General features: G+C 67.4%; 18 protein-coding genes and 1 pseudogene. 14 read left to right on the top strand and 5 right to left on the bottom strand.

Annotated elements, in window-relative coordinates; all coding sequences use genetic code 11:
* Positions 1-3 precede the first annotated feature (3 nt).
* Positions 4-1884, bottom strand: a complete 1881-nt coding sequence (ggt, locus tag HWX31_RS12540; protein ID WP_174965419.1) for a gamma-glutamyltransferase — start codon at positions 1882-1884, stop codon at positions 4-6.
* 71 nt (positions 1885-1955) lie between these two features.
* Complete coding sequence (locus HWX31_RS12545; protein WP_059612957.1) at positions 1956-2918, bottom strand: LysR family transcriptional regulator; 963 nt, start codon at positions 2916-2918, stop codon at positions 1956-1958.
* 177 nt (positions 2919-3095) lie between these two features.
* Here HWX31_RS12545 and HWX31_RS12550 point away from each other — a divergent pair, with 177 nt between their 5' ends.
* The 13 genes and pseudogenes from HWX31_RS12550 to HWX31_RS12610 all read left to right on the top strand — a co-directional run bounded on the left by HWX31_RS12550 (position 3096) and on the right by HWX31_RS12610 (position 22427).
* Positions 3096-5222: a 3-hydroxyacyl-CoA dehydrogenase NAD-binding domain-containing protein gene (locus HWX31_RS12550; protein ID WP_174965418.1), complete on the top strand. Its 2127-nt coding sequence runs from the start codon at positions 3096-3098 to the stop codon at positions 5220-5222.
* A gap of 30 nt (positions 5223-5252) precedes the next feature.
* On the top strand, positions 5253-6461 hold the full coding sequence (locus tag HWX31_RS12555; protein WP_174965417.1) for an acyl-CoA dehydrogenase family protein: 1209 nt from the start codon (positions 5253-5255) through the stop codon (positions 6459-6461).
* Between the two features lie 9 nt (positions 6462-6470).
* Positions 6471-7601, top strand: coding sequence for an acyl-CoA dehydrogenase family protein (locus HWX31_RS12560; protein ID WP_174965416.1), 1131 nt, complete (start codon positions 6471-6473; stop codon positions 7599-7601).
* Positions 7602-7623: 22 nt separating this feature from the next.
* Positions 7624-8832, top strand: coding sequence for a CaiB/BaiF CoA transferase family protein (locus HWX31_RS12565; RefSeq protein WP_174965434.1), 1209 nt, complete (start codon positions 7624-7626; stop codon positions 8830-8832).
* A 90-nt stretch (positions 8833-8922) separates the two neighbouring features.
* Positions 8923-9228, top strand: coding sequence for a DUF485 domain-containing protein (locus HWX31_RS12570; protein ID WP_174965415.1), 306 nt, complete (start codon positions 8923-8925; stop codon positions 9226-9228).
* 11 nt (positions 9229-9239) lie between these two features.
* A complete protein-coding gene (locus HWX31_RS12575; protein ID WP_174965414.1) occupies positions 9240-10925 on the top strand; it encodes a cation acetate symporter in 1686 nt (561 codons plus the stop codon).
* A 275-nt stretch (positions 10926-11200) separates the two neighbouring features.
* Positions 11201-13278: pseudogene (locus HWX31_RS12580) on the top strand (type VI secretion system Vgr family protein).
* A 17-nt stretch (positions 13279-13295) separates the two neighbouring features.
* A complete protein-coding gene (locus tag HWX31_RS12585) occupies positions 13296-15965 on the top strand; it encodes a LysM peptidoglycan-binding domain-containing protein (RefSeq protein ID WP_174965413.1) in 2670 nt (889 codons plus the stop codon).
* Positions 15962-16588, top strand: a complete 627-nt coding sequence (locus HWX31_RS12590) for a hypothetical protein (protein ID WP_174965412.1) — start codon at positions 15962-15964, stop codon at positions 16586-16588. The genes HWX31_RS12585 and HWX31_RS12590 overlap by 4 nt, the downstream gene beginning before the upstream one ends.
* A 163-nt stretch (positions 16589-16751) precedes the next feature.
* Entirely contained in the window at positions 16752-16967 is a 216-nt protein-coding gene (locus HWX31_RS12595; protein WP_174965411.1) for a hypothetical protein, read from the top strand.
* A gap of 711 nt (positions 16968-17678) precedes the next feature.
* A complete protein-coding gene (locus tag HWX31_RS12600; protein ID WP_174965410.1) occupies positions 17679-18968 on the top strand; it encodes a dicarboxylate/amino acid:cation symporter in 1290 nt (429 codons plus the stop codon).
* A gap of 4 nt (positions 18969-18972) precedes the next feature.
* A complete protein-coding gene (locus HWX31_RS12605) occupies positions 18973-20994 on the top strand; it encodes a sensor histidine kinase (protein WP_174965409.1) in 2022 nt (673 codons plus the stop codon).
* A gap of 77 nt (positions 20995-21071) precedes the next feature.
* Positions 21072-22427 (top strand): sigma-54-dependent transcriptional regulator, encoded by a 1356-nt coding sequence (locus HWX31_RS12610; RefSeq protein ID WP_174965433.1) that lies wholly within the window; start codon positions 21072-21074, stop codon positions 22425-22427.
* Between the two features lie 119 nt (positions 22428-22546).
* Here HWX31_RS12610 and HWX31_RS12615 read toward each other — a convergent pair whose 3' ends face one another.
* A complete protein-coding gene (locus HWX31_RS12615; protein ID WP_045567123.1) occupies positions 22547-23083 on the bottom strand; it encodes a TlpA disulfide reductase family protein in 537 nt (178 codons plus the stop codon).
* Positions 23084-23240: 157 nt separating this feature from the next.
* Here HWX31_RS12615 and HWX31_RS12620 point away from each other — a divergent pair, with 157 nt between their 5' ends.
* Entirely contained in the window at positions 23241-23822 is a 582-nt protein-coding gene (locus HWX31_RS12620) for a hypothetical protein (RefSeq protein WP_174965408.1), read from the top strand.
* Positions 23823-24145: 323 nt separating this feature from the next.
* Here HWX31_RS12620 and HWX31_RS12625 read toward each other — a convergent pair whose 3' ends face one another.
* Positions 24146-25693, bottom strand: a complete 1548-nt coding sequence (locus HWX31_RS12625; protein ID WP_175933921.1) for a YifB family Mg chelatase-like AAA ATPase — start codon at positions 25691-25693, stop codon at positions 24146-24148.
* Positions 25694-25897: 204 nt separating this feature from the next.
* Positions 25898-26149, bottom strand: a complete 252-nt coding sequence (locus tag HWX31_RS12630) for an accessory factor UbiK family protein (protein WP_006489451.1) — start codon at positions 26147-26149, stop codon at positions 25898-25900.
* Positions 26150-26220 lie beyond the last annotated feature (71 nt).

A 26220-nucleotide genomic window follows, 5' to 3' on the forward strand; every position in this document is an offset into this window, starting at 1 on the left:
CGCTCAATCCCCCAGCACGACCCCTTCGCGCCGCGGGTCCGCACCGCCGAACCAGACCGTCTGCCCCTGCACGTTCAGCCGCTGGATGCCCTGCAGGCCCGAGTTCATCTCGACGACCTGCACGGTGTGGCCGCGGCCCTTCAACGCGTCGACGAGCGTGTCCGACACGCGGCCGCGCTCGAGCTGCGTCGGCCCGTTCATCGACCCGAAGTTCGGCAGCGCGATCGCCTGCTGCATCGTCATCCCCCAGTCGAGCACGCCGACCAGCGCCTTCGCGACGTGGTTGATGATCGCCGGCCCGCCCGCGGAGCCGACGATCAGCGTGACCTGCTTCGTCTTCCGGTCGAACACGAGCTCCGGCGACATCGACGAGCGCGGCCGCTTGCCGGCCTGCACGCGGTTCGCGACCGGCCGGCCGTTCTCGGTCGACACGAACGAGAAATCGGTGAGCTGGTTGTTCAGCATGAAGCCGCGCACCATCAGGCGCGAGCCGAACGCATCCTCGACGCTCGTCGTCATCGACAGTGCATGTCCGTAGCGGTCGACGATCGCGAGGTCGGAGGTCGACGGCAGCTCGGGGCTGCGGTCGTCGGCCAGCGCGAGCGTCGCGCCCTGCGGCGTGCCGGCCTGCGCGGTGCCCATGCTGCCGTCGCCGACCAGCCGCGCGCGTTGCGCGAGATAGGCCTTGTCGGTGAGGCTCGCCCAGCTGCCGCCCGGCAGCGGCACGAAGTCCGGATCGGCGACGTAGCGCGCGCGGTCCGCATACGCGAGGCGCCCGGCCTCGCTGAACAGGTGCGCGGCGAACGGTGTCGGCTCGAAGCCGACGTCGTTGCGCACCGGCTTTTGCGCGCCGATCCGCTGCCAGTCGGGCATCGCCTCGAGGATGCCGAGCATCTGCGCGATCGCGAGGCCGCCCGACGACGGCGGCGGCATCCCGCAGACGACCGAGCGATGGTAATCGGTGCACAGCGGCTCGCGCACCTTCGCCTTGTAGCGCGCGAGGTCCTGCAGCGACAGCAGGCCCGGGTTGGCCGGATGCTTCCTGACCTTGGCGACGATGTCGCGCGCGATCGCGCCGGTGTAGAACGCGTTCGCGCCGTGATCGGCGATCTGGCGCAGCACGACCGCGAGCGCCGGGTTCTTCAGGACCGTACCGGCCGTCTTCGGCGTGCCGTCCGGGTTGTAGAAATACGCGCGCGCGGCCGGGTCCTTCATCAGGTAGCGGTCGTTCGCGATCAGCGTCGCGAGGCGCGGGCTGATCGTGAAGCCGTGCTGCGCAAGCGCGATCGCCGGCTGGAACAGCCGCCGCCACGGCAGTCTGCCGTGCGCGCGATGCGCGGCCTCGAGCATCCGCAGCACGCCCGGCGTGCCGACCGAGCGCCCGCCGACGACGCCTTCGTAGAAGCTCATCGGCTGGCCGGTCGGGCCGTAGAACAGGCGGTCCGTCGCGGCGGCCGGCGCGGTCTCGCGGCCGTCGTACGCCTGCGCCGCCTTGCCGTCGAAATACAGCATGAACGCGCCGCCGCCGATGCCCGACGATTGCGGCTCGACGAGCGCGAGCACCATCTGCGTCGCGATCGCCGCGTCGATCGCGGTGCCGCCCGCCTTCAGCATCGTGTAGCCGGCCTGCGCCGCGAGCGGATTCGCGGCCGCGATCATGTAGCGCTGCGCGGTCCAGCCCGGCTTGTCGGCCCAGCCCGACGACAGTTCGGGCGCGTGTGCGGCGGGCGTGGCGACGCCGGACGCGGCAACGGGTACGGTTGAACTGGCGGCGGCGCCGGCGGGCGGCGCGGGGGACGTGCAGGCGGCGTTGAGCGCGACGAACGCAGCGGCGGCGGCAAGCATCGCCCAGGAGCGCGGGCGCGGACGAATCCGGTCGGACATTGAACCCTCGGCAGGAGTGAATGCTGAAACGGCGCAACAGGGAACGACAGGGAGCGACAGGCTCCGGCGCGCTATTGTCGCCGCGTCGCGCGCGGGCTGTCATCCGACAGGAAACCCTGACGCAGCGCGTCGGGCCCGCCCCGGCCGGTCTTGCCGGCCTGTTCGAGGACGAACTCTATGAACGTCGCGGTCGCGCGCGTGTGGTGCCGGTTCGGCATGTAGAGCATGTACATGTGCGTGCCGAAGATGCTGAGCCGGTACGCGTCGAGCGACGTGACGACCGCGCCGCGCCGCACGTCGTCGTGCACGACGTAGTCCGGCACGATGCCGACGCCGAGCCCCGCGAGGATCGCCTGCCGCAGGAACAGGAAGTTCTCGGAGATCAGCGTCGGCTCGAGCAGCACCTCGTGGCGCTCGTCGCCGAGATACGCGGCGATGCGCAGCTGCCGGCCCATCACCGTCGCGGTGATCACGGGCGCGTCCGCCAGCGCGTCGAGGCTCGCCGGCATCCCGTGCGCGGCCGCGAACCCGGGCGACGCACATGCGACGTAGCGCACCGCGCCCATGTCGCGCGCGACGAGGTTCTGCGGCGGCTCGGACATCACGCGGATCGCGATGTCGACCTCGTCGCGCACGAGGTCCTCGACGCGGTTCTCGAACACGACGTCGAGCACGATGCCCGGATGCAACCGCTTGAACGCGAGCAGCCATTCCGACATCACGAGCTGCCCGTAGCCGCTCGGCACCGACAGCCGCACACGGCCCTGCAGGTCCTGGCCGAGCGTCGTCACCGACTCCTGCGCGGCGAGCAGCTCGTTGCGGATGCGCCGGCCGTGCTCGTAGAGCTTCAGGCCGATCTCGGTCGGCTCGATGCGGCGCGTCGTGCGCCGCACGAGCTGCTGGCCGATCGAGCGCTCGAGCTGGTTCAGCCGGTAGCTGACGTTCGCGCGGCTCATCTTCAGCCGCTGCGCAGCCTTGCTGAGATTGCCGGCGTCGAGGATCTCGACGAGCAGCGTCAGCGCGTTCAGGTCCATGCCGAAAGTCTCCTCATCGATCCCTTTTAATGATTCGCAAGCATTCAGTGTCAAGCCGGATTTGACAGCTTGTTAAGGCGCGCTGGAATTGTCAATGAATCTCGATCAATCGAGAATCGTGTCATACCCGGCGGCTCGCCGGAGACTTCTACCGATTTGCATGGGGCCCGAGACACGATGAACGCATCCACCTCTCCCGATACCGGCACCGTCACGCACGAGCGGCGCGACAAGGTGCTCGTCGTCACGATCGACCATCCGCCCGTCAATGCGCTGTCCGCCGACGTCCGGCGCGGCCTTGCCGACGCGCTCGACGCCGCGCAGCGCGACGCCGCGATCCACGTGGTGCTGATCGTCGGCGCCGGGCGCAACTTCATCGCGGGCGCGGACATCCGCGAATTCGGCAAGCCGCCGGTGCCGCCGTCGCTGCCCGACGTGTGCGAGCGGATCGAGTCGAGCGCGAAGCCGGTCGTGGTCGCGCTGCATGGCGCGACGCTCGGCGGCGGCCTCGAAGTCGCGCTCGCCGCGCATTACCGGCTCGCGGTGCCGGGCGCGAAGCTCGGGCTGCCCGAAGTGACGCTCGGCCTGCTGCCGGGCGCGGGCGGCACGCAGCGCGCGCCGCGGCTGATCGGTGCGAAGGCCGCGCTCGACCTGATGCTGTCCGGCCGCCATGCGGGCGCGGAAGAGGCGCTCGCGCTCGGCCTCGTCGATCGCCTCGCGCACAGCGACGACACGCTCGCCGAAGGGCTCGCGTACGTGCAGGAGCTGCTGTCGCTCGGCGCGAGCGTGCGGCGTACGCGCGACGCGCAGGGGCTCGCGGACCGCGCGGCCGCCCAAGCCGCGATCGACGCGGCGCGCGCCGAGCTCGCGAAGAAGTCGCGCGGGCTGTTCTCGCCCGCGAAGATCGTCGACGCGGTCGAGGCTGCGCTCACGCTGTCGTTCGACATGGGAATGAGGCTCGAGCGCAGCCTGTTCCTGCAGTGCGTCGACAGCCCGCAGCGCGCGGGCCTCGTGCACGCGTTCTTCGCGGAGCGCGAGGCGGCGAAGGCGCCCGAGGCGCGCCGCGCGAGCGCGCGGCCGGTCGAGCGGATCGGCGTGGTCGGCGGCGGCACGATGGGCGCGGGCATCGCGGTCGCGGCGCTCGACGCGGGGCTGCCGGTGACGATGATCGAGCGCGACGACGCATCGCTCGCGCGCGGCCGCGCGCACGTCGAGAAGGTGTACGACGGCCTCGTCGCGAAAGGCCGGATGACGCCCGCCGCGCACGCGGCGCGGATGGCGCGCTTCAAGGGCAGCACGTCGTACGACGCGCTCGCGCAGGCCGACGTCGTGATCGAGGCCGTATTCGAGGACATCGCGGTCAAGGAGGCCGTGTTCGCCGAGCTCGCGCGCGCGTGCAAGCCGGGCGCGGTGCTCGCGACCAACACGTCGTATCTCGACATCGACCGGATCGCCGCGAGCATCGACCGTCCGTCCGACGTGATCGGCCTGCACTTCTTCTCGCCGGCCAACGTGATGAAGCTGCTCGAGATCGTCGTGCCGGCGCGCGTGAGCCCCGACGTCGTCGCGACCGCGTTCGAGCTTGCGAAGAAACTGAAGAAGACGCCGGTGCGCGCGGGCGTGTGCGACGGCTTCATCGGCAACCGCATCCTCGCCGTCTACCGCACCGCGGCCGACTACCTGATGGAAGACGGCGCATCGCCGTACCAGATCGATCGCGCGGTGCGCGCGTTCGGCTTCCCGATGGGGCCGTTCCAGGTCGTCGACCTCGCGGGCGGCGACATCGGCTGGGCGACCCGCAAGCGCCGCGCGGCGACCCGCGATCCGCGCGCCCGCTATGTCGGGATTTCCGACCGGCTGTGCGAGCGCGGCTGGTTCGGCCAGAAGACCGGGCGCGGCTACTACCTGTATCCGGACGGCGCGCGCACCGGCACGCCCGATCCGGAAGTGGAGGCGATCGTCGCCGACGAGCGCGCGAACAAGGGCGTCACGCCGCGCGCGTTCACCGACGACGAAATCCTGCGCCGCTATCTCGCCGCGATGATCAACGAAGGCGCGAACGTCGTGCACGAGCGGATCGCGCTGCGCCCGCTCGACGTCGACGCGGTGTTCCTGCACGGCTACGGCTTCCCGCGTCATCGCGGCGGCCCGATGCACTACGCGGACACGGTCGGCCTCGCGAACGTGCTCGCCGACATCCGCGCGTTCGCGAAGGAGGATCCGCTGTTCTGGAAGCCGTCGCCGCTCATCGTCGAACTCGTCGCGCGCGGCGCGGACTTCGCCAGCCTGAACCGCCCCGACTGAACGTCGCCACGAATTCATTACGGATACCCGATGGATCTCAATTTCACTCCCGAAGAAGAAGCGTTCCGCGCCGACGTGCAGCGCTTCCTGCAAGAACGGCTGCCCGAGCGCATTTCCCGCAAGGTGAAAGGCGGGCTGCACGTGACGCGCGACGACATGCGCGAATGGCACGCGATTCTCCATGCGCGCGGCTGGCTCGCGAGCCACTGGCCGCGCGAGTACGGCGGCCCCGGCTGGAGCGTCGCCCAGAAGTTCCTGTTCGACCACGAGTGCGCGCTCGCGGGTGCGCCGCGCATCGTGCCGTTCGGCGTGAACATGCTCGGCCCGGTGCTGATCAAGTATGGCAGCGACGCGCAGCAGCGCTACTGGCTGCCGCGCATTCTCGACGGGTCGGACTGGTGGTGCCAGGGCTACTCGGAGCCGGGCGCGGGCTCGGACCTCGCGGCGGTGAAGACGAGCGCGGTGCGGGGCGTCGATGCGCAGGGCGAGCACTACATCGTCAACGGCCAGAAGACGTGGACCACGCTCGGCCACTACGCGAACATGATCTTCTGCCTCGTGCGCACCGCGACCGACGTGCGCAAGCAGGAAGGCATCAGCTTCCTGCTGATCGACATGAACATGCCCGGCGTCGAGGTGCGCCCGATCATCACGCTCGACGGCGAGCACGAGGTGAACGAGGTGTTCTTCACCGACGTGCGCGTGCCGGCCGAGAACCTCGTCGGCGAGGAGAACCGCGGCTGGACCTATGCGAAGTACCTGCTGACCTACGAGCGTACCAACATCGCGGGCGTCGGCTTCTCGACGGCCGCGCTCGACCGGCTGCGCGCGGTCGCCGCGAAGGTGAAGAAGAACGGCCGGCCGCTCGCCGACGATCCGTTCTTCGCGGCGCGCGTCGCGCGCGTCGAGATCGAGCTCGACAACATGAAGACGACCAACCTGCGCGTGCTGGCCGCGGTCGCGGGCGGCGGCGCGCCGGGCGCGGAAAGCTCGATGCTGAAGATCCGCGGCACGCAGATCCGCCAGGAGATCACCGCGCTGATGCGGCGCGCGATGGGGCCGTACGCGCAGCCGTTCGTGGATGAGGCGCTCGACGCGGATTACGACGGCGAGCCGGTCGGGCCGGAAGAGGCCGCGAGCGCCGCGCTGCAGTACTTCAACAACCGCAAGCTGTCGATCTTCGGCGGCTCGAACGAGATCCAGAAGAACATCATCGCGAAGACGATGCTCGGCTTGTAAGGAACGCTCATGGACTTTCGACATACCGAAGACCGCCGGATGCTGGCGGACACGCTGAACCGCTTCATCGGCGAGCAGTACGCGTTCCCGGTGCGCGACCGCATCGCGCAATCGGCGGCAGGCTTCGACCGGACGATGTGGGAACGCTTCGCCGAGCTCGGCGCGGTCGGCGCGCTGTTTGCCGAAGCCGACGGCGGCTTCGGCGGCGCGGGCTTCGACATTGCGGTCGTGTTCGAATGCCTCGGGCGCGGGCTCGTCGTCGAGCCGTTCCTCGGCACGCTGCTCGCGGGCCGCGCACTCGCGCTGGCCGGCGGCGACGCGCAGCGCGCGAAGCTCGGCGCGCTGATCGACGGCCGCGCGAGCGCCGCGTTTGCGCACGACGAGCCGGGCTCGCATTACGAACTGACCACGGTGCGCACGCGTGCGCAACGGCACGGCGACGGCTGGGTGCTGATGGGCGCGAAGGGCGTCGTCGACCAGGCCGCGCAGGCGGCGTTCTTCGTCGTCAGCGCGCGCACGGCCGGCAACGACGACGATGAGGACGGCATCGGCCTGTTCGTCGTGCCGGCCGATGCGCCGGGCGTGTCATTGCGCGATTACCGGAAGATCGACGGCGGCCGCGCGGCGGAAGTGCGCTTCGACCGCGTCGCGCTGCCGGCCGACGCCGCACTCGGCGATCCGCATCAAGGGGCGGCGCTGCTCGAACGCGTGCTCGGCTACGGGCTGCTCGCGCTGTCCGCCGAAGCGCTCGGCGCGATGGACGTCGCGAAGGAGCACACGCTGGAATACCTGCGCACGCGCAAGCAGTTCGGGCTGCCGATCGGCAGCTTCCAGGCGCTGCAGCACCGGATGGCCGACCTGCTGCTCGAAGTCGAGCAGGCGCGCTCGGCGGTGATCAACGCGGCCGCGCAGCTCGACGCGCCGCGTGCCGTGCGCGAACGCGCGCTCTCTGCGGCCAAGGTCAGCGTCGGCCGGATCGGCACGCTGGTCGCGGAGGAGAGCATCCAGCTGCACGGCGGGATCGGCATGACGTGGGAGCTGCCGCTGTCGCACTACGCGAAGCGCCTCGTGATGATCGATCACCAGCTCGGCGACGAGGATCACCATCTCGCGCGTTACATCGCGCTATCGAAACAATAAGCGGACGACGGAGGAGACGATGATGGACCACGACACGCCCCGCGCGTTGCCGCTCGCCGGCGTCAAGGTGCTCGATTTCTCGCGCGTGCTGGCCGGCCCGTGGTGCGCGATGGTGCTCGCCGATTTCGGCGCGGAAGTGATCAAGGTCGAGCACCCGGCGCGCGGCGACGACACGCGCGACTGGGGCTTGCGGATCGGCCGCACCGAGACGACTTATTTCAACAGCGTGAACCGCAGCAAGCGGTCGATCTGCCTGGACCTGCAGACGGACGAAGGGCGGCGCGTCGCGCGCGAACTCGCCGCGCAGGCCGACGTGCTGATCCACAACTTCAAGCTCGGCGGCGCGGAGAAGCTCGGCCTCGGCTACGACGCGCTGGCCGCGCTGAACCCGCGCCTCGTGCACTGCGCGATTTCCGGCTACGACCGCTCGGGCCCGGAAGCGGGCCGCCCCGGCTACGACCTCGTCGTGCAGGGCGAGGCGGGGCTGATGGCGCTGAACGGCGAGGCAAACCAGCCGCCGCTGAAGTTCGGCGTCGCGGCGGTCGACCTGTTCACGGGAATGTATTCGGCGCAGGCGATCCTCGCCGCGCTTTACGAACGGCACGCGACGGGGCGCGGGCGGCGCATCGAGATGGCGCTGTTCGACTGCGGGCTGATGATCACCGCGTACTACGGGCTCGACGCGCTGCTGATGGAACAGGACCCGCCGCGCTACGGCAACGAGCATCCGTCGATCGTGCCGTACGGCGTGTTCGACGCGGCCGACGGCCCGCTCGTGATCACGGTCGGCAACAACGCGCAGTTCGCGCGTTTTTGCGGCGCGATCGAGCGGCCCGATCTCGGCGCGGATGCGCGCTACCAGACCAACCTCGGCCGTTCGGAGAATCGCGCGGCATTGCTGCCGGAGATCCGTCGCGAGCTCGCGCGCCGGCCGCGCGCGACGCTGCTCGCGGCGCTCGCCGATGCGGGCATCCCGTGCGGCGATGTGCTCGGCCTGCACGAGGCGCTGACGTCCGAACGCGCGCGCGGCGCGGGGCTCGTCACGCGGCAGCCGCATCCGGTCGCGGGCGGCGTCGACGTGCTCGCGCCGCCGTACCGCTTCGACGGCGCGCGGCTGCCGGTGCGCGGCGCGCCGCCCGTGCTCGGCGCCGATACGGACGACGTGCTCGGCGGCTGGCTCGGGCTGTCGGCAGACGACGTCGCAAAGCTGCGCGCGCAGCGCGTGGTCTGAATCGATTTGTGCCGCCACGGCGCGGGCGGGCTGGACCGCGCGCCGATCGATTACACGACAACCTCGCCAATCGAGCGAGCAGGAGACACCATGGAGACATCCGTCATCGAACAGGTCACGGCGCGCCGTGACTACCAGCAGCTCGTGCGCGCGCGGCGCCGCTTCAGCTTCGTGCTGACGGCGCTGATGATCGCGACCTACTACGGCTTCATCCTGCTCGTCGCGCTTGCGCCGCGCGTGCTCGCGACGCCGCTCTACCGGGGCGCGACGACGACCGTCGGCATTGCCGCCGGCGTCGCGATCATCCTGGTCGCGATCGGCCTGACCGCGTGCTACGTGCTGCGCGCGAACCGCTCGTTCGACCGCGCGGTCGACGCGATTCTCCAGCGTTCGTGACGGAGGCCATGATGCGTCGTTCCTCATTCGCGCTTGGCGCGCTTTCCGTATTCGTTCCCGCCGCCGCGCACGCAGTGTCCGTCGCCGGGCCGATGCCCGACAAGGTCGAGCTGAACCCCGTCGCGATCGGCATGTTCTTCGCGTTCGTGTTCGCGACGCTCGCGCTCACCCGCTGGGCCGCGCGCCGTACACGCTCGGCGCGCGACTTCTACACGGCCGGCGGCGGCATCACCGGCCTGCAGAACGGCCTCGCGATCGCCGGCGACTACATGTCGGCCGCGTCGTTCCTCGGGCTTTCCGGAATGGTGTTCATGTTCGGCTTCGACGGGCTCATCTACTCGATCGGCTTCCTCGTCGGCTGGCCGTTCGTGATGTTCCTGATCGCCGAGCCGCTGCGCAACCTCGGCAAGTTCACGTTCGTCGACGTCGTCGCGTACCGCTTCGCGCAGCGGCCGATCCGGCTGCTGACGTCCGCGAACGCGCTGACGATCGTCGTGCTGTACCTCGTCGTGCAGATGGTCGGCGCGGGCAAGCTGATCCAGCTGCTGTTCGGGCTGTCGTACGGCACGGCCGAGCTGATCGTCGGCGTGCTGATGGTGGTCTACGTGTTCTTCGGCGGGATGACCGCGACCACCTGGGTCCAGGTGATCAAGGCCGTGCTGCTGCTGTGCGGCGCGACGCTGCTCGCGTTGCTCGCGCTCGGCGAATTCGGCTTCAGCGTCGACGCGATGTTCCGCCGCGCGGTGGCCGTGCATCCGGGCGCGCTCGGCATCATGGGGCCGGGCAAGCTGATCCGCGATCCGGCCAACGCGCTGTCGCTCGGCATCGCGCTGATGTTCGGCACGGCCGGCTTCCCGCACATCCTGATGCGCTTCTTCACGGTGCCGAACGCGAAGGAGGCGCGCAAGTCGGTGCTGTACGCGACCGGCTTCATCGGCTACTTCTACCTGCTGACGTTCGTGATCGGCTTCTCGGCGATCGTGCTGCTCGCGCAGCATCCGGAGTTCTTCCGGCTCGGCGCGAACGGCACGTTCAACCTGACGCACGACCTGCTCGGCGGCTCGAACATGGTCGCGGTGAAGCTCGCGCAGGCCGTCGGCGGCAACTGGTTCTACGGCTTCATCGCGGCCGTCACGTTCGCGACGATCCTCGCGGTGGTCGCGGGCCTCACGCTCGCCGGTGCAACGACGATCTCGCACGACCTGTATGCGCAGATGTGGGCGCGCGGCAAGCCCGACGAGCGCCTGGAGATGCGCATCTCGCGCGCGGCGACGATCGCGCTCTCCGCCGTCGCGATCGGGCTGTCGATCCTGTTCGAGCACGTCAACGTCGCGTTCATGGTCGGCCTCGTCGCGGCGGTCGCGGCGAGCGCGAATTTCCCGGTGCTCGCGATGTCGATCTTCTGGCGCGGGATGACGACCCGCGGGGCGGTGATCGGCGGCAGCCTCGGGCTCGCGTCGGCGGTCGTGCTCACGCTGCTGTCGAAATCGGTGTGGGTCGACGTGCTGCACCATGCGCACGCGCCGGTGTTCCTCGACAACCCGGCGCTCGTGTCGGTGCCGCTCGCGTTCGTCGGCATCATCGCCGGCTCGCTGGCCGACCGCGGCGAGCGCGCGCGCCGCGAGCGCGACGCGTTCGCGCGGCAGGAGTTCTACGCGCAGACCGGTGTGCTGGCCGGGCAGGCCGTGCGGCATTGATTCGTCTTTGGCAGTTGATGGTGACGGAATCCCGGAAGATTGTGGTCTTTCGGGATTCCGTTTTTGGGGCGGAGCGTGCGGTAATGGTCGGGACAGACGGTACTTGCGACAGAGGTTGGCCGAATCATGTCTGGTCTGGTCGCGAATAGGACGAAGGCCACTCACAAATCCGGAGAGCCGAGTCCCGAAGAACCTCTACTTTCGAATTCGTCCAATAGACGTGGGTCTTGCAATAGTCAATCGTTGCTGCTGGGCGTTCAGCGAACAGCTTAACCATGGCTATCCAATCCGATCTGCGCTTTACCTTCACCGCCGGCGACGAGTCGTTCGAGGTCGTCGAGTTCACCCTGCACGAAGGCTTGTCCGAGACCTTCCTGTTGCAGGTGGAACTGACCAGCGCCAACCCTGCCATCGACTTCGGCCAGGTGCTCGACCGCAATGGCCTGCTCACCATCTGGCAGGGCGGGCTGCCGGTGCGCTACGTGCACGGCGCCATTTCATCGCTCGCCCAAGGCGAGACGGGGTTTCGAAGGACCCGCTATTCCGCCGTGGTTGAGCCGCGCCTCGCGCGCCTAAAGCTGTCCTCCGACTGGCGCATCTTCCAGACCCTGAGCGTGCCCGAGATCGCGACGGCCATGCTCAAGGCACACAATCAGACGCTGGACTACGAACAGCGCATCACCGCCGAGCACTTGGCGCGCGAATACTGCGTGCAGGCGGGTGACACCGACTACGATTTCATCGAGCGCATCCTGCGCGAGGAGGGCTTCTTCTATGCCTTCCGCACAAGGCCGACGGCCACCGCCTGATTCACTGCGATCGCCTGTTCATCTTCGGTCGCCAGCAGGGCGAGCCGGTGCGGTACAACCCCACGCCCGGCGGCGATCAGCCCGAGCCGAGTCTGCGCACGTTCGCCTACACCGAGAACGTACGCACTGCACGCCAGGTGCAGCGCGACTACACCTTCAAGAGCCCACGCTTTCCGCACGAATACCCGCGCGAGGGCACGGACCTCGATCACCAAGGCCGCGGCTACGCGCGCTACGACTACCCGGGCCGCTACAAGCATGAAGCCAGCGGCAAGGCTTTTACACAGGACCGCCTGCGTGGCCACCGTCGCGATGCGCGCATTGCGCTGGTGAACGGCGACGATGCGCGCCTGCAGCCGGGCATCGCGTTCGACCTCACCGGTCACCCGCGCGAGGACATGAATCGCGGCTGGCGTCCGGTCAGCATCGTCCATCACGGCAAGCAATACACCAGCCAGGCGGAGGAGAGCGCCGACGCGCAGCAAGGCACGCACTACCGCTACGAAGCGGTGCTGGTGCCCGACGACGCGGAGTGGCGCGCCGAGCCGCTGCCGCGCCCACGCATCGACGGCCCGCAGCCGGCGACCGTGGTCGGCCCCGAAGGCGAAGAGATCTACACCGACGAATACGGCCGGGTAAAGGTGCAGTTCCCATGGGATCGCGAGGGCAAGCACGACGAGCACAGCTCGTGCTGGATTCGCGTCGCGCAGAACTGGGCCGGTGCGACGTGGGGGCATATGGCGATCCCGCGCATCGGGCAGGAAGTGATCGTGAGCAACCTGGATGGCGATCCGGACCAGCCGATCGTCATCGGGCGGGTTTACAACCGCCTGCAGTTGCCGCCGTACGAGCTGCCGCGGCACAAGACGCGGATGACGATCAAAAGCCAGACGCACAAAGGTGAGGGCCACAACGAACTGCGCTTCGAGGACGAGGCGGATCAGGAGGAAATCTACGTCCATGCGCAGAAAGATCAGAACATCCACGTCAACCACGACGAGACCACCTTTGTCGGAAACGATCGCAGCGAGCAGGTCGAGCACGACGAAACCCTCGCCATCGGCAACGACCGCAAAGAGACCGTGGGCCACGACGAGCAGGTCACCATCGGTCAGGATCGGCGCCACGACATCGGGCAGGACGACTTCCTGAGCATCGGCCGCAACCACACGATCCACACGGCCAAAGACCGCACCGAGGAAGTCGGCAACCATCGTCGCGATACGACGGCGGCCAACCACACGGTCGATATTGGCGGGCATCTGGAACAGCGCGTGCAGGGGCGTGCCGAGTTGGAGGCGGGACAGGCCATTCGGCAACGCACCAAGGTCGTCGAGCTGCAAGCCGGCGAAGTATTTCGCCTGCGCGGCCCGGGCGGCACGATCACGCTGGACGATAGCGGCATCACTCTCGACGCCGTGGTGATTCGGTTCAAGGGCCCACTGGCGGGCGGCGGGGCCGGTCGTGGCAATCGCTTCGGCATCGACGGCAACCCGCTGCCTGGCGCGCCCACCGATCCGACCGACTTGCCGCTCTCCGAGTAACCCCCAGGAACCCACCCATGCTCATCAGCTTTCCTTTCTTGCGCGTGCCTCAACCGCGGACCGACGACGACCGGAACGACGGGACATTCGGTCTGGGGGAAAAGAGCGGCAAAGGTGCCTTCCCCGTCAGCCACCAGTTCGGCTGGCACGGCGGTGTGCATCTGGTCGCGCCCGGCGACGCGAATCCAGAGCCGGTACGTGCCATCGCCGATGGCGAAGTCGTGTTCGCTCGCGCCAGCGCACCCAAGCCGACGCAAACGCCAAGCGGGGCAGAACGCGATGCCAACCCCCTGTACTACTACGCCGGCTGGACCAGCAACGGTGTCGTCATCCTCAAGCATCAGACCGAAATCGGCGAGGGCGTCGAGGTAGTTTTCTACTCGATTTATCAGCACCTGAGCACCGTGGCGAACAAAACAGGCACGCAGGAGGCGTGGAAGCCGGGCAACAAGGTGTATCGCAAGGACCCCATCGGCCAGGCCGGCGACATCTACGGCAAGCCTAACCGCATCCACTTCGAAATCGTCGCAGACGAAGCGAACGTGGCAAAGCTGATGGGGCGCAGCGAAGGCAAGCTGAAGGACGACGAAGGGCGGCGCAATTGCGTCTGGGGCGACATGCACATCGTGCTGCCCGCCGGCGCCCCCCTGTACGCGGTCAACCCACGTACGGAAACCAGGAAATATGTTGTGCGTGCCTTTAGTTCCACTGCAGGCGCCGCCAACGATACGCTCGAGAGCGTCGCGCAGCGCTTCCACACCACGCCGGAGCGCATCCTTGCGCTCAACGGCAAGAAGACCACGGACGCCGGCGATTGGTGGCCGAGGGTAACCGGCGCCTACCAAGCAGCGATGGCATCAGCTCCACAACGCGGCAAGAAGGCGCCTGCCCTGCCGACCGACGCGCAGCGCACCATCCGCATACCCGCGGTCTACGGGGCAGCGGCCGCGACGCCGCCCGATGGCCTGACCGCCGAGGTGTGGGCGCAGTGGACGGTACTGCCCGTCAGCCGCACCCAAGAAACGGTCATCGTCACACTGAACGAATTGCGCGGCGACATCACGCTGATCACGAGCGACGTCAGCGGCGAGCGGCGGGGTAGCTTCAAAGAAGCTGAGGGCGCATACAACCTCTACAAGACCGCGACTGACACTTACCCTGGATGCCCCAGCGCCGGCTACGAGATGCTGCGCTTCGGTCGTATCCTCGGGCCTGACGTGCCGGCCGCCACGGACCTGCATGAGGGACGCCTACCGCATTTCCGCAAGATCGCCATCGACGCAAACACGGCCGCCTTCGCTGATCTCAACTGCGCGGGTGTCAAGGTCTACAGCGACGCCGATTTTCCTCATTGGCAAGGTTGGACCTTTATCGACGACGACACCGATGGCAACAGCCGGTGCGACTCGAAGCAGCTGCTCGACCTGATCGAGCCGATGCCACCCACGCCTCACGCGGCTCCCGGTCTACCCAGCCCACTGGCCGAGGTAGCGCACGGCGCCGCCACCGTCATCGATGCCGTGACTCAATACCGCAACCGACTGATACGGGCCTACGCCAAGGCGCAGACCGGCGAAATGCGCGATCGCTTGAGCTACTGCGTGGTCAAGATGCCCACCGAGTGGGCGCGCGACGACTTCGACAAGCGCTGGAGTTGGCTGCAAGGCGTCGAAGGAGAGAACCCTGTCGCCAACATCGTGTTTCCGATGTGTCTGGAGAACGCACCGTATGAAAGGCTCAAGCGCCATCATCAGGCCTTGGCGTTTTGGGAGGATGCGGTGGAGAAAGGGCTGGCACTGGAGAAAGAGCATTATCACTTTCATCCGATGAGGTTCATTCTGTCATTCTGCAAATGTAGTTGGCTGAGCGACAGTGAGATGCGTCAGCTACTGCCGATGGATATCATTCGGCAACAGGGTGCTTCCTACTTTTTCGAACCTCCCAGTATGACGGTTCGCAACCGCCAAAGCGGACTTAGTGCTGAGATGAATATCGCAACATATCGCATCTGCTTGAATCTGATGCATAGAAAATATGCGGTAGATACTCCCGAAAGAATAGCTGCATTTTATGCAAACGCAACTCAAGAAACTTGGTGGTTGCAGAAGCCACATGAGATGAATCGATCGGAGCGGTATTCTCCTTGGGACGGCAGAGGATTCCTGCAACTCACTTGGCCTGAAAATTACATTGAATATTGGGCGTTCAGAGGCCGGCAGATTGATGATGGGCTTAAATTACGCCTGCGATCGGCGGTCGGTGAAGTACAGAGAACGCGCGACAACGCGCACTTGACCGACGCCAATATCCGAATGCCGGAAAACGTGATCGCGTTGCGCGATGCAGTCGCAACGAATCCTGACGACGCGACCCAGAGTGCTGGGGCGTATTGGTCTTGGATGGGGGCATCACGATATGCCGATGAAACGCTCCCTTTGCAGAGAGGGGTTGTGCGAACCAATGCTGGAGAAAAGGTGTACTACTTCAATGAGAGCTTCCGTAAAGTAGGGGCCTCCATCAACTATCCTAGATTTGTCGACATCCCGGGTAGAACATATAACGGATACGTAGATCGGTGCACTTCCTATGCGAATGCACTAGTGGTACTGGCGAATGGTGTTCAGTTTCCACAGTCGGATGGCACAAACGAACTGTATCCGCAGGCCTTTCGGAGGAGGCACTCATGAAGATGCTTCTTGCGGCAATTGCCGCCATGAGCGTATCTGTACCAGCCTACTCGACTGGAACGTTGTCGAAGGGTTCGCAGATATTGCCGTCCGGCTCTCATGGGCAAAGTGAGATCCATAGCGTAGGGCGCTGTAGTTTTGCCGTCGACAATGAACCAGACACGATGGAGTATCACCTTCACTACGCTAGGGATGAATATGCAACGTATGTGACTCAGCTATCCGATATTTGGCCGATTGTCACTGTATCGCTTATGCTCGGCTGCGAAAGTGACAATAACGAAGATCTGGATAGTGCTATGGGGACTAACGAAAATATCGTTAAATCTTCGCAGGAAGGCACTTGGTCGTTATCGAAGAGGGCTGTCCAACAGAAGGATCCCAAGCTGGTTATCCAGAATGTAAAGAACGGGACCACGCAGGGGTATGTGTTGATGGCGATTTCAGAAGAAACACCGTCGCAAAGCAGCGTGGGCTTCTGCGTGACCAACCAACAAGTGGTCTTGTGTGGAAGCACTTCTCTGTCTGCTGCTCTTTTGCATGGGAGAGCGATGACATCACTTGTGAACTTTATCCAGGGGATCAAGCTGGTTCCTCGGCGGAGGCCCGACACCACGCGATAGTTGACGAAGAACGGACAAGAACGGGGTCAGTCAGATTTTCTTCCGCCGTGATGGCCGATCAGGAAGTTAGCCTGACCCCGTTCTTAACCTGATCCCCAACGGCGATGGCACCCTGACCATGAACGGTGACGCCTATTAGCCTAGCGCCAGTCCGGATCCTCAGATGCGTCCCAGTGGTCCCAACCTCGGAAGCGTCACGGCCCGCAATGCCCCGGAGGGCAATCGTTTAGAGGTTAGCGAAAACTCGGGCACATACGGAAACGAATACAGCGGCAAGGTCACTGCGCGCCTGCTCGGCGATCTGCTGGTAGTGGTGGACAACAGCAACTGTGGGGGAAACAACGTCAGCTTTACCGGGGTCTATCGCAAGTCCCCTTAAGTGCCGGCCAGGCTCCTCATGGGTAACCAGCAGTTCGAAGGCCACGAAGCGCTCAACCTGTCTCGACTCTTTGGTGTCTTAAATCAGGGCAAGACTGGTGGTGAGTCGACGGACACAGGACTTTCTATTCACCACGCGGGATGCGCGTGGATGCGGTGCCTCCCTGGGACCTATGTGGATAGCGCGTGTGGGAAACGATCATCTTGGCAGGCTGGTTTGGGACGCCAGAGGTTGCTCGGTCGTGGGTAAGTAAGTCTCTCGCAAGGGGAGTCGCGCCGCGAGCGCGCCGCGTTCGCGCGGCAGGAGTTCTACGCGCAGACCGGTGTGCTGGCCGGGCAGGCCGTGCGGCATTGATTCATCTGATGAAACGATGAATCCGTCCGGATCGCCGGACGGATTTATTCCGGATTTCCGGAAACCCGGATTTACTTGCCTGCCGCATTGTGGGAAGTTCAACGAAAACAACGGCTTGAATGCTTTCGTGCGGCTGGCATCGACCTTGCAATATAAAAGGCACGGCCACCCTCGGCCGAACTACTACAGCAAGCAAGGAGACAACCGATGACCGACGCCTTCCTCCTCCCCCTCCGGATGTCCTGAGGCATCGCTTGTTGCGGCACGGCAGCCGCGCGGGCGCATGACTTCCCCTGGCCATTCGCCCGCGCGCGTGACGCCGCTTCCCGGCTCATCTACCCTTCATCAGGAATCATCGTGAAGAAGAAACCGTTCTACAAAGTGCTCTATGTGCAGGTGATCTTCGCCATCGTCGTCGGCGTGATCCTCGGCCACTACTACCCGTCGCTCGCCACCGAGATGAAACCGCTCGGCGACGGCTTCATCAAGCTGATCAAGATGGTGATCGGGCCGATCATCTTCTGTACGGTCGTGACCGGCATCGCCGGCATGGAGGACATGAAGAAGGTCGGGCGCGTCGGCGGCAAGGCGCTGCTGTACTTCGAGGTCGTGTCGACCTTCGCGCTGGTGCTCGGCCTCGCGGCGACGCACATCCTGCGCCCGGGCGTCGGCTTCAACATCGATCCGGCCACGCTGAACGGCAAGGAAGTCGCGTCGTACGCGGCGAAGGCGCACGGGCAGTCGACGGTCGACTTCCTGATGCACATCATCCCGAACACGATGGTCGACGCGTTCGCGCAGGGCGAGATCCTGCAGATCCTGCTGATCGCGCTGCTGTTCGGCAGCGTGCTCGCGCACCTCGGCGAGCGCGGCAAGGTCGTCACCGACTTCATCGACGGGATCACGCGCGTGCTGTTCGGCATCGTGCACATCGTCACGAAGCTCGCGCCGATCGGTGCGTTCGGCGCGATGGCGTTCACGATCGGCAAGTACGGCGTCGGCTCGCTGGTGCCGCTGCTCAAGCTGATCGGCACGTTCTACCTGACGTCGGTCGTGTTCGTGCTCGTCGTGCTCGGCACGATCGCGCGCATCACCGGCTTCTCGATCATCCGCTTCGTCGGCTACATCAAGGAAGAGCTGCTGATCGTGCTCGGCACGAGCTCGTCGGAAGCCGCGCTGCCGCAGCTGATGGAAAAGCTCGAGAAGGCCGGCTGCTCGCGCTCGGTCGTCGGCCTCGTCGTGCCGACCGGCTATTCGTTCAACCTCGACGGCACCAACATCTACATGACGATGGCCGTGCTGTTCATCGCGCAGGCGACCAACATCGAGCTCACGTGGATGCAGCAGTTCACGCTGCTCGCGGTCGCGATGCTGACCTCGAAGGGCGCGAGCGGCGTCACCGGCGCGGGCTTCATCACGCTGGCCGCGACGCTCGCCGTCGTGCCGACCATTCCGCTGTCGGGCATGGTGCTGATCCTCGGCATCGACCGCTTCATGAGCGAGTGCCGCGCGCTGACCAACATCGTCGGCAACGGCGTCGCGACGGTCGTCGTGTCCGCGTGGGAGAAGGAGCTCGACCGCAACAAGCTGCGCCAGGCGCTGAAGGGCGGCGGCGAAGTCGCCGCCACCGAGACGGCCGGCGTCTGACGCCATGAAGGAGCAGGCGGCGCTGCCCGCGGGCGGCGCGCCGCGAGCGGGCGGCAGGGCGGAGGCGGACGGCTATGACACAATAGACGATCCGCATCGCCAGGAAGCCGTCACCGTGAAGCGCCGCCTGCTCGTCCTCGTCGCGCTCGCCGCCGTGCTCGCCGCGGCGTGCGCGCTGACGTGGACCGTGACCTGGCAGCGCGGGGTCGGCGAACTGCAGCGCAATGCCGCGGTGCGCGTCGACCGCACGACCAATGCGCTGAAGAGCACCCTCGATCGCTACGAATCGCTGCCGTACCTGCTCGGCAGCCACCCGTACGTGCAGGAGCTGCTCGCCGAGCCGAAGCGCGCCGACTACGCCGCGCGCGCGAACCGCTACCTCGAAGACCTCAACCAGCACGCGCACGCGACCGTCACCTATCTCGTCGGCGCGGACGGCCTGTGCGTCGCCGCCAGCAACTGGCGCGCGCCCGACAGCTTCATCGGGATCGAATACCGTTTCCGCCCGTATTTCATCGACGCGATGAACGGCCGGGTCGGCCGCTTCTTCGGCATCGGCACGATCTCGCGCGACCCCGGCTACTACATCTCGCAGCCCGTGTGGCGCGACGGCCGGATCGTCGGCGTCGTCGTCGTGAAGCTCAACCTCGAATGGTTCCAGGGCGCCGACGCGTCCGAGCCGCTCGTCGTCGCGGACGATCACGGCGTCGTGTTCCTGTCGTCGGTGCCCGCGTGGAAATACCACACGCTCAAGCCGCTGGCGGGGCCCGTCGCCGCGTCGATTTTCGAGACCCGCCAGTACGCGCAGCAGCCGGTCACGCCGTTGCCGCTCAGGGTCGAGCAAGTGCTCGATCCCGATGCGCAGATCGTGCGGCTCGGGCCGGGCCGCCGCGCGCCGCGCTATCTCGCGACGCAGCGCCGCATCGGCGAGCCGGACTGGCTGCTCGTCACGCTCGCGCCGATCGCGCCGGTCGACGCCGACGCGCGCAACGCGACGATCGTCACCGGCTTCGGCTTCGTATCGGTCGCGCTGCTCGCGTTCTACTGGCGGATGCGCCGCGCGCGCGTGCGCGAGATGATCCGCGGCCGCGAGCTGCTGCAGCAGGCGTATGCGGAGCTGAACCGGCGCGTCGAGGAGCGCACGGCCGACCTGTCGGAAGCGAACGCGCAGCTGCAGAAGGAGGTCGGCGAGCGGATTCGCGCCGAACAGGACCTGCGCGCCGCGCACGACGAGCTGATCCAGGCGAGCAAGCTCGCCGCGCTCGGCCAGATGGCGGCGGGCATCACGCACGAGCTGAACCAGCCGCTCGCCGCGCTGCGCAGCTTTTCCGACAACACGCGCGTACTGCTCGACCGCGGCGAGCAGGCGGCCGCGCGCGAGAACCTCGAGGCGATCGCCGCGCTCACCGAGCGGATGGGCAAGATCACCAACCAGCTGAAGCTGTTCGTCGGCCGCGCGCGGCCGCGCAACGAGCAGGCGCTCGTCGTGCGCGCGCTGCGCAGCGTGCTCGCGCTGCTCGGCGAACGGCTGCGCGGCGTCGAGCTGGTGCTGACGTTGCGGGATGACGCGGCGTCGCCCGCGCGGGACGCGCCGCTCGATCTCGCGAACGACCATCCGGAACTCGTCGCGCGCTGCGAGGACCTGCGTCTCGAACAGGTGCTGATCAACCTGCTCGGCAACGCGCTCGACGCGGTCGCGGCGGGGGCCGCCCCACGGCTGGCCGCCCCCCGGATCGACGTGACGATCGAGGCGTCGGCCGCGACGCTCGCGATCCAGGTGCGCGACAACGGCCCGGGCATTGCCCCCGACCTGCTGCCGCGCCTGTTCGAGCCGTTCTTCACGACCAAGGAAATGGGGCGCGGGCTCGGCCTCGGGCTCGCGATCTCGTCGTCGATCGCGAGCGACGCGGGCGGCTCGCTGACCGCCCGCAACGCGCCGGGCGGCGGCGCGCTGTTCGTCTTGACGTTGCGGCGGGCCCGCACGCATCATCCGGACTCCGTGTCCGAGCGGACGGGCGCGCGCTAGCTGCCCCCCGCGCGCCGAATCGACCGGCAATCGGCGTGAACCGACCCGCGCCCGCCCATCAGGAGCAAGTGAGTACGATGGCCAACCGGCTGCAAGTGATCTATATCGAAGACGACGCGCTCGTGCGCCGCGCGAGCGTGCAGAGCCTCCAGCTCGCAGGTTTCGACGTGACCGGCTTCGAGTCGGCCGAGGCCGCCGAGAAGGCGATCGTCGCCGACGCCGCCGGCGTGATCGTCAGCGACATCCGCCTGCCCGGCGCGAGCGGGCTCGACCTGCTCGCGCAATGCCGCGAGCGCGTGCCCGACGTGCCGGTGATCCTCGTCACCGGCCACGGCGACATCTCGATGGCGGTGCAGGCGATGCGCGACGGCGCGTACGACTTCATCGAGAAGCCGTTCGCCGCCGAGCGGCTGATCGAGACCGTGCGGCGTGCGCTGGAGCGGCGCGAGCTGGTGCTCGAGAACCACGCGCTGCGCCGCGAGCTGGCCGGGCAGAGCGTCGTCGCGCCGCGCATCATCGGCCGCAGCCCGGCGATCGAGCAGGTGCGCAAGCTGATCGCGAACGTCGCGCCGACCGATGCGTCGGTCCTCATCAACGGCGACACCGGCGCCGGCAAGGAGCTGATCGCGCGCAGCCTGCACGAGCTGTCGCCGCGCCGCGACAAGCCGTTCATCGCGGTGAACTGCGGCGCGCTGCCCGAGCCGATGTTCGAATCGGAGATGTTCGGCTACGAGCCCGGCGCGTTCACGGGCGCGGCGAAGCGCCGGGTCGGCAAGCTCGAATACGCGTCCGGCGGCACGCTGTTCCTCGACGAGATCGAAAGCATGCCGCTCGCGCTGCAGGTGAAGCTGTTGCGCGTGCTGCAGGACGGCGTGCTCGAGCGGCTCGGCTCGAACCAGCCGATCCGCGTGAACTGCCGGGTCGTCGCGGCCGCGAAGGGCGACATGAGCGAGCTGGTCGCGGCCGGCACGTTCCGGCGCGACCTGCTGTACCGGCTCAACGTCGTGACGATCGCGCTGCCGCCGCTCGCCGAGCGCCGCGAGGACATCGTGCCGCTGTTCGAGCACTTCATGCTCGATGCGGCCGTGCGCTACGACCGCCCGGCGCCGGTGCTCACCGACCGGCAGCGCGCGAGCCTGATGCAGCGCGACTGGCCCGGCAACGTGCGCGAGCTGCGCAACGCGGCCGACCGGTTCGTGCTCGGCGTCGCGGACATGCCGCAGGACGCGGGCGCGGCGGGCGGCGACGACGCGAACGAGCAGACGCTGAAGGAGCGGATCGAGGAATTCGAGCGCGCGGTGATCGCCGAGGCGCTGAACCAGACGGGCGGCGCGGTCGCGGCGACCGCCGACCGGCTGCATGTCGGCAAGGCGACGCTCTACGAGAAGATGAAGCGCTACGGGCTGTCGGCGAAAGGCGATGCAGACCGCTGAAACGAAACGGACCGCGGAACCGGTGCTGTCCGGTCATGCGGTCCGTGTTGTGGCCTTGCTTGCGGGGCGACGCGCGCATTGCGCGCCTGTCGGCCGGTATCGGGCGGGTGGGCGGGCGCTCAGGCGGCGTTGCCGAGCGCCTTCTTGAGCAGCGCGTCGAGTTCCGCGAACTGCGGCGCGCCGACATAGCGCTTCAGGATCTTGCCGTCCTTGTCGACGACGAAGGTCGTCGGCGTCAGCTGCACGTTGCCGAACTGCTTCGCGGCGCTGCCGTCGTCGAGCGCGACCTTGAACGGCAGCTGGCGCGTCTGCGCGTAGTTCGCGACGTACATCGGCGGATCGTAGTTCATCGCGACCGCGACGAATTCCAGGCCCTGTCCCTTGAAGCGGTTGTAGGTCTCGACCATCTGCGGCATTTCCTGCATGCAGGTCGCGCAGCTCGTCGCCCAGAAGTTGACGAGGTAGACCTTGCCCTTCAGGTCGGACGCGGTCGAGATCTTCTGGCCCGACAGCAGCGTGAAGGTGGCGTCCGGCGCGCTGGACTTGCCGTTGAACGCGAAAAAGCCGGCCACGGCGATCGCGGCCACGACGACGACGGCCGCGACGTAGCGCATCGGGCTGGCGCGGCGGCCCTGGGTGGGAGGCGTGGAGTTCATCTGCGGGGCTCTCGGAGTCGGTCGACGGCGCAGGACAGCGCGGTCGAAATTCGGCAGTCATTTTAGCGCGAATGCGGCGCGCGCACCGGAGGCCGCCGCGCATCCGCGGATGGCCGTTCGACGCATAATGCACGCTTTGCCTGCTTCGATCCGCGTCATGCCGAAGGAACTTGCCGATTCGCTGCGTCCCCTTTTTCTTCGTTTCCGTCCGCTGCGGCAGTTCGCCGCAGTCGTCTGCGCGAGCGCCGCGCTGGCCGCGTGCTCGCCGTCTTTCGACTGGCGCACGCTGCACAGCGACGCCGGCTACACGATCGACCTGCCCGCGAAGCCGACCGTCGAGGAACACGCGGTCGCGATCGGCGGCACGCCGATGAAGATGCGGATGCAGGCCGCGCACGTCGGCGGCGCGGTGTTCGCGGTCGGCACGGTGATGCTGCCCGACGACCGCGACGACACCCGGCGCGCGGTGCTCGACTACCTGCGCGCGGGCCTGTCCCGCAACCTGGACGGTGCGCCGCAGACGGCCGCGGTGCCGGTGCCGCTCGCGGCGGGCGGCGCGGTGAACGGGCTCGAGCTGCGCGTCGCTGGAGCTGCGGCCGGGCCGGAGCGCGCCCGCAAGACGATCGTGGCGCGGCTCGTCGCGCGCGGCAGGCATGCGTACCAGGCGGTCGTGATCGCCGACGCGCCGCTTGCGCCGGAACAGCTCGACCAGTTCTTCGGCTCGTTGAAACTCGACTGAACACGGCGGGCGAGGGCGCCTCAGAGCGTCTTCGCCAACTGAAAGTTCCTTCGCAGCATTCGCCGCTAATCGCCGGATTTTGCTGGGCTTTTTCGGCTATCCACAGCGCGTGTGGATAACTTTGTTGAAAAGTTGACCGAATCTGTCGCCCGCCCGCGCGGGCCGGGCTTCCGGCCTGCTTGCGCAGCGGCTTGCCGTTTAATAAAAGTCAATCAAAACAATGGCATGCGATTCACGCATCGAATATTGCCCGTCGCGACGCAATCCGGGCCCGGATGCGTGGAATTGTGCATAAGTCAAGTCTTGACAGCCAAATTTTGTCCTCAGAGCGCGCTCAGCGCGCGCCGGTAGCGGATCGCCTCGGCGATCTGTGCTGCGGTCGGCAGCGGGTCGCCGGCGAGATCGGCGATCGTCCGCGCGACCTTCAGCACCCGGTAATACGCCCGCGCGGACCAGCCGAACCGCTCGCCGGCCTCGCGCAGCAGGCGCTCGCCTTCGTCGGTCGGCCGGCATAGCTCGTCGGTTTCGCGGCCGGTCAGCATGTGATTGGTCTTGCCCTGGCGGTCGAGCTGCAGCGCGCGTGCCTGCGCGACCCGCGCGGCAACCGCGGCGCTCGGCTCGCCGGGAGCCGACGCCCGCGCGGAAAGCTCGGCCGGCGTGAGCGCGGGCAGGTCGATCTGGATGTCGATGCGGTCGAGCAGCGGCCCGGACAGCTTGCGCAGGTAGCGCGCGGCGACGTCCGGCGAGCAGCGGCAGCGGCCGGACGGGTCGCCGTGCCAGCCGCACGGGCATGGGTTCATCGCGGCGATCAACTGGCACGCGGCGGGGAAATCCGCCTGCATCGCGACGCGGGAAATCGTGATGCGGCCTGCTTCGAGCGGCTCGCGCAGCATTTCCAGCACGTGCCGGTCGAACTCCGGCAGCTCGTCGAGGAACAGTACGCCGAGGTGCGCGAGCGTGATCTCGCCCGGCTGCGGCGGATTGCGGCCGCCGACGAGCGCGGCGGCGCTCGACGAATGATGCGGCGTGCGAAACGGCCGCTGCCGCCACTGCGCAGGCGAGAAGCCGACGCGGCTCGCCGACAGCAGCGCGGCCGACATGAGCGCCTCGTCGTCGGTCAGCGGCGGCAGCAGCCCCGGCAGCCGGGCGGCCAGCATCGACTTGCCCGCTCCGGGCGGCCCGACCATCAGCATGTGATGCCCGCCCGCGGCGGCGACTTCGAGCGCCCGCCGCGCGCCGCGCTGGCCGATCACGTCGGCGAGGTCGGGCGCGGCCGACGCCGGCCGGGCGTCGAGCCGCGGCGCGGCGACGGGGGCGAGCCGCCCGTCGGGCGCATCGGCCAGGTGCGCGCACAGCGCGGGGAGATCGGGCGCGCCGAATACGGTCACGCCCGGCACGAGCGCGGCTTCGGCGGCGCTGTCGAGCGGCAGGTACAGCTCCGGGTCGCGGGACGGCGCGCCGCTTTCGGCATGCCGGTCGCGCGCGACGCCGCACGCCATCGCGAACGCGCCGCGCATCGGCCGCAGCGCGCCGGTCAGCGACAGTTCGCCGGCGAATTCGCGGCCGACCAGCGCGTCGGCCGGAATCTGGCCGTTCGCGGCGAGGATGCCGAGCGCGATCGGCAGGTCGAAGCGGCCCGATTCCTTCGGCAGGTCGGCGGGCGCGAGATTGACGGTGATGCGGCGGACCGGAAATTCGAATCCGCAGTTCTGCAGCGCGGCGCGCACGCGCTCGCGGCTTTCGCGGACTTCGAGATCGGGCAGGCCGACGATCGAGAACGACGGCAGGCCGTTGGCGAGATGGACTTCGACGGTGACGTCCGGCGCGCGGCCGGCCGCCGGGGCGCGGCTGCGCACCACGGCAAGCGACATGGCGAGACTCCTGTTGAGCGGTCGGGCAGCGGTTCGGGCCGCCTGCCGCGGGAAAGGGAGGGATCGGTGCGCGCTTGCCGGCGTGGCGCGGAACAAAGAACGACGTGAGTACTACATATCAGGGCAAGGCTGACGAGCAGGCCGCGGCACGCGGCCTGTCGGTCATGCCCGCGAAATTACGCCTGCGAAATCAGGCCTGCAAAATTACGCCTGCGGAGCGGCGAGCTTCTGCTCGAGTTCCGCGACGCGCTTTTCCAGTTCCTCGAGACGCACGCGGGTGCGGGCGAGCACCTGCGCCTGCGTGTCGAACTCCTCGCGGGTGACGAGATCGAGCTTCGAGAAGCCTTGCGACAGCATGGCCTTCACGTTGCGCTCGACATCCTTGGCCGGCGAGTTTTTCAGCAGGTCGCTGACGCGCGACTGCAGATCGTTGAAAACGTCGCTGGGTTGTTTCATGTGATTCCCCTTCATTGCACAAAAAATGTGCATCTTCAGTTGCATACGTGCCCGTGAAGCACGCATGACCG

Origin of the sequence: Burkholderia ubonensis (assembly GCF_902833085.1) — a bacterium.
In the GTDB taxonomy this organism is placed as follows: Bacteria; Pseudomonadota; Gammaproteobacteria; order Burkholderiales; family Burkholderiaceae; genus Burkholderia; species Burkholderia ubonensis.